The organism is Ideonella azotifigens (assembly GCF_006519715.1).
Classification (GTDB): domain Bacteria; phylum Pseudomonadota; class Gammaproteobacteria; order Burkholderiales; family Burkholderiaceae_C; genus Ideonella; species Ideonella azotifigens.
Genome location: NZ_VIDT01000400.1, coordinates 1 through 5231, shown reverse-complemented (window position 1 = coordinate 5231; position 5231 = coordinate 1). Strand labels below are relative to the sequence as shown.

General features: G+C 64.9%; 5 protein-coding genes. 3 read left to right on the top strand and 2 right to left on the bottom strand.

Annotation, left to right across the window (positions count from 1 at the left end; all coding sequences use genetic code 11):
- Positions 1-899, top strand: an 899-nt coding sequence (locus tag FKP22_RS20395; protein ID WP_141289525.1) for a LysR family transcriptional regulator, incomplete at its 5' end; no start/stop codon positions are given.
- Positions 900-921: 22 nt separating this feature from the next.
- Here the strand turns inward: FKP22_RS20395 and FKP22_RS20390 are convergent.
- Positions 922-1890, bottom strand: a complete 969-nt coding sequence (locus tag FKP22_RS20390; RefSeq protein ID WP_141289524.1) for a tripartite tricarboxylate transporter substrate binding protein — start codon at positions 1888-1890, stop codon at positions 922-924.
- 230 nt (positions 1891-2120) lie between these two features.
- Here FKP22_RS20390 and FKP22_RS20385 point away from each other — a divergent pair, with 230 nt between their 5' ends.
- Positions 2121-3365 (top strand): Rieske 2Fe-2S domain-containing protein, encoded by a 1245-nt coding sequence (locus FKP22_RS20385; protein WP_141289523.1) that lies wholly within the window; start codon positions 2121-2123, stop codon positions 3363-3365.
- A 91-nt stretch (positions 3366-3456) separates the two neighbouring features.
- Positions 3457-4422, top strand: a complete 966-nt coding sequence (locus FKP22_RS20380; RefSeq protein WP_211361490.1) for a PDR/VanB family oxidoreductase — start codon at positions 3457-3459, stop codon at positions 4420-4422.
- 108 nt (positions 4423-4530) lie between these two features.
- On the opposite strand, the gene FKP22_RS32330 is transcribed toward FKP22_RS20380, so the two are convergent.
- Positions 4531-4674, bottom strand: coding sequence for a hypothetical protein (locus FKP22_RS32330; protein WP_170200981.1), 144 nt, complete (start codon positions 4672-4674; stop codon positions 4531-4533).
- Positions 4675-5231 lie beyond the last annotated feature (557 nt).

The following is a 5231-nucleotide window of genomic DNA, read 5'->3' as shown; positions in this document are numbered from 1 at the left end:
CCATCGCCGATCACTACACCGAGACGGCGGCAGCGCTGAGTCTGGGCTTGTCTCAACCGTCGATTACGCTGGCGCTGCGCGACCTCGAACGTATCGTCGGCCGCGACCTCTTCCTGCGCACATCGCGCGGCATGGTCGCGACCACCTGCGGCCAGATCATGGTGCGCTGCGGCAAGCTGGCGTTGGCCGAGATCGGTGCCATCGGCAGTGACCTGGCCGCCAGCGTCGGCCTGGTCAGCGGCCGCTTGCTGGTGGGCGCTTTGCCGCTTTCGGGCACGGTGCTCGCGCCACGGGCGATCAGCCAGCTCGCCGCGGCGCATCCGGAGTTGCACGTGAGCGTCATCGAAAGTCCGTACGACGCTTTGCTGCAAGGCCTGCGCTGCGGCGACATTGACGTGATGGTCGGCACGCTGCACCCCAGCCCGCCCAACGACATGGTGCAGGAGCGCCTCTTCGATGACGTGCTGTCCGTGGTCGTGCGTCCGGGGCATCCGCTGGCGCAACGCAAGCGGCTGGCACTGCCCGACATTGCGAATGCCGAGTGGGTGGTGCCGTACCGCCGCACTCGCTCGCGCAACGTTTTCGAGCGGGCGATCCTGGCAGCGGGCCTGAGCCTGCCGGCCCACGCGATCGAGTCGAACACGGTGGCGATGGTCCGCGGGCTCCTGCGGGCGAGCGACCGGTTGTCCGTGCTGTCGCGTCGGCAGGCCCTGCACGAGCAGCGCAACGGCCAGCTGACGTTGTTGCCGATCGAACTGGCCGGCACCGAGCTGCAGATCGGCGTGGTGATGCGCGCTGACGCGATTCGATCGGCCGGACTCGAGGCGTTGCTGGCGGAGCTGCGCGCCTTGTGCGAGGAAGAGTCGATCGGCGACCTGCAGACTGCCGCGACCCTGTAGCGGCCGCGGTCAGCGCGGAGCGTCAATCGATGGTGATGTTGCCCGCTTTGACAACGGCCTGCCAGCGCTGCATTTCGCTCTTCACGTAGGCGTCGAAGCTCTCGGGTGACGAGGCAACGGGCTCCAGGCCGATTTCGGCGAGCCGTTTGACGACTTCGTCGTTCTTCAGCACGGCGGCGAAGTCGGCGTTCAGGCGCTTCACCAACTCGCGCGGCGTGGCGGCGGGCACCACGATGCCGTTGATGCTCTGCACATCGAACCCGGCATAGGTCTCGCCGATCGCCGCAATCCTGGGCGCGATGGCATCGCGTCTGGCGCTCAGCACCGCGATGGGCCGCAAGCGCCCGGCAGTGACATGGGGTAGTGAGCTGAACAGCGGATCGATCAGCACGTTGACGCGGTTCTCGAACACATCGCCGTAGGCGGCGCCGCTGCCCTTGTAGGGCACATGAGCCATGTCCAGGCCGGAGGTGAGCTTCAGCAATTCGCCAGCCAGGTGCATCGAGCTGCCGGCGCCTGGCGTGGCGTAGCTAAGCCTGCCCGAGTTCGCCCGCGAGTAGGCCAGCAGCTCTGCCAGCGAGTGCACGGGCATGCCGGACGCCACCGAGAGCAGCAGACTGGAGCGGGCGGTCAACATCACACCGGCCAGGTCCTTCTGGGTGTCGAACGGCATATTCCTGCGCAACGCCGGGTTGATCACATGCGAGGTCACGACCATGCCCAGCGTCGATCCGTCCGGGGGCGACTTGGCCACGTAGTCGGTGCCGATCATCGTGCCTGCGCCGGGCTTGTACTCGACCAGCAGGGGCTGTTGCCAGATCTTGGCCAAGTGGCGCTCGAGCAAACGTGCCAGCGTGTCGGTGCCGCCGCCCGGCACGTTGGGCACGATCAGCCGCATCGGCTTGTTTGGCCACTTGCCGGGCGGGTAGCTCGTCTCGGCGAATGCGCGGCTCGGGAACGCCAGGGCGGGGATCGACGCGCTGGCGACCATGAACTTTCTTCTAGTGGAATTCACCGGCCTTGTCTCCTTGGAGGTCTTGAGAAGAATTCTGCGGGCTTGCAGTGGCTCGCGCGCTGCGATTCGCAGCCGCAGCGATGCCGATTCCCTATGGCACCCAGCGGCGCGCTATCGGCAGAACGCATCGCCGCATGCCAATCTGCATTGGCGCCCGGGATGCTTGCTTCCTAGCATCGATGCTCTTCTTTCAACGAGCCCGAACCATGAACGAACAACTTCTCCAGCCAACCGCCAAGCCCGCAAGAACCGTGGTGCCGATCGTTCCGGCCAGCGGCAGCGCACACGGCTACGTGCCGGGTCAGCCCGACGAACTGCTGACGCGCATCGGCCCGGGCCAGCCCTGCGGTGAATTGCTGCGGCGCTACTGGCAACCGGTCGCTGCGTCCGCGGCGGTCACTCGCCGGCCGCAGCTCATCAAGGTGCTCGGCGAGGAGCTGGTGTTGTTCCGGACCGGCAACGGCCAGGTCGGGCTGCTGTACCCACGCTGCATGCACCGCGGGGCTTCACTCTATTACGGCAAGGTCGGCGCCGACAGCATCGCCTGCTGCTATCACGGCTGGCGCTTCGACACCGAGGGCCACTGCCTCGGCCAACCCTGCGAGCCCGACAACGGCCGTTTTCGCGACAAGGTGCGCCAACCCTGGTACCCGACCGAAGAGCGCTACGGGCTGGTGTTCGCCTACTTGGGCCCGCTGGACAAGAAGCCGGTGCTGCCGCGCTACGACATCCTGGAAGACCTGGCCCCTGGCGAGTTCCACGAGACCAGCGTGGGCGGCTGGGGTGCGACACGCGACGAAACCTTCGCCGCCACACCGCACGTGCCCTACAGCTGGCTGCAGATGAATGACAACATCATGGACCCCTTTCATGTGCAGGTCCTGCACTCGACCTTCAGCGTAGTGCAGTTCGCCGAGGAGTTCGCCGTGATGCCCTCGGTGGAATTCACGCGCACGCCGAACGGCTCGCAGGCAGTGGCCAAGCGCGTGCTCGACGACACCGAGTTCAGCCGCATCACCAGCTACTTCTTCCCGAACGTGATGTCGATCCCGGGTACCGACGTGAGCGACGGCCGGGCCAACCGGATCTCCTGGGTGGTGCCGGTGGACGACACCCACTACGTGCAGGTGCTGGTGGCACGCACCGCAACGGCGGGGGTGTTCGGCACGATGCGGTGGAAGGGCAAGGCCTGGGGTGAGATGACACGCGAGGAGTTGCAGGACTCGCCCAACGACTACGAGGCGCAGGCGAGCGCCGGCGTACTGAGCTTGCACTCCGAAGAACATCTCGGCACCAGCGACCGAGGCATTGTGATGATGCGTCGCATGCTGAAGGAGCAGATCGCCGTGGTGGCCGAGGGCGGTGATCCGCTCGGCACGAGCTTCGATCCCGGACAGCCGGTGATCAGCGTGCCGGCGGGGCACTTCTTCCGGCCTCTGGACAAGGCCTGAACGGCGAGGCACCGTCATGTTCCTGAACAACGCTTGCCAACTGCCGGGCACCCCCGGCCCCGCGGCGCTCGCCAGCCGAGGAGGACCTAGCATGGGCCACACCACCGACATGCTGCGCGTGATGGTGGCGGCACGCAACGTGGAGGCGGTCGACATCTGCAGCTTCGAGTTGGTGGACGCTGGCGGCGGAGCGCTGCCGCCATTCTCGGCCGGCTCGCATGTGGACGTATTGATCCGCGACGGCCTGACACGCCAATATTCGCTTTGCAACGATCCCGCCGAGAGCCACCGCTACCGGATCGCCGTGCTGCGTGACGCCCAGTCGCGAGGAGGCTCCAAGGCCTTGCACGACGGGGTGCGGGTGGGCGACAGCTTGACGATCAGCCTGCCGAAAAATCACTTTGCTCTCGCTCACGACGCGCAGCGGCATCTGCTGCTGGCAGGCGGCATCGGCATCACGCCAGTGCTGTGCATGGCGGAGCGCCTGGCCCGCATCGGCGCCGAATTCGAATTGCACTACGCCACGCGATCTCGCGAACGCACCTCGTTCATCCAACATCTCGCGGCGTCGTCGTTTGCGGGCCGTGTGCACCACTACTTCGGCGACTCGGAATCTCGCCTTGTGCTCACCGACCTGCTCGCGGCGCCCGTCGGCAACACCCACTTGTACGTGTGCGGCCCGAAAGGGTTCATGGACGCGGTGTTGACGACCGCCCGTTCCGCCGGCTGGCCGGAGGCCGCGTTGCACCACGAGTTCTTCGGCGCCGCTCTCGCCTCATCGGCGGACGATGCAGGCTTCCAGGTCAAGCTCGCCAGTTCCGGGCAAGTCGTCTGGGTGCCGAAGGAGATCAGCGTGGTGGCCGCGCTTGCGCAGGTGGGTGTGGAGATACCCACCTCCTGTGAGCAGGGTGTGTGCGGAACCTGCCTGACCCGAGTGCTCGCCGGCGAGCCGGACCACAAGGATCTCTACCTTTCGCCCGCCGAGCAGGCGGCGAACGACCAGTTCCTGCCGTGTTGTTCGAGGTCTCGCTCGGAGATGCTGGTGCTGGATCTTTGATGGGAGCCGCCTCGCGACGAAGACCTTCGACTCGCCAAGCGACTGCAGCCGATTGCCCACGCCATGCGAGGTGCGCCTCCGCGCAACTGGCATGCCCAGGCAGAGCGATCAGCCTTCTTCTTCACCCTTGATCGCAGAGTAGGGTGACGCCATGAGCAGGCTGGAAAGATGCACAGTGATGCGGACCAGCGTGCGTGTCGTGCCCGCCGTCTTGTCAGGCGTCCCGCTCAGATCGACATAGTTCTTGTCCATCGGCTCGCAGCTTCGCTCCGCGCTTCCTCCCCACACTTGGTCACCCTCGTGCAGTTGCGCTTCACTTCGTTCGTCGTGATCAACTTACGGCGGGACTTGCCCCCACAAGAGTACACCCATGCTGGGCCCACAAACAAAACGGGTTAGCCCCTTGCAGAGCTAACCCGTTGTTTTCTATGGTCGGGGTGGCGGGATTCGAACTCGCGACCCCTTGCACCCCATGCAAAAGAGACAACATTCCAAGATGTTCCAAGAAGCGCCAAAAAATGCAAAATATCTTTGTATTTCAATGGCTTGAAAACAATCATTGTTTCGAGATGCCCCAAGACGTGCACTGAAAGCCTGAAAAAAAATAGGCACCATATAGGCACCAGTAACGCTATGACGACGATCACGGATAAAGCGATGCAGGCAAGGCCTACAGGCAAGGACGTTTGGATCGTTGAAGATGGCGCCCGAGGCGAGGGACGCCTTGTCGGAAGAATCACGCCAGCGGGGGCCAGGGCTTTCTACTACCGGTACACCAGCCCCCCGCGTCAGAATACTTGTCGCCTCCA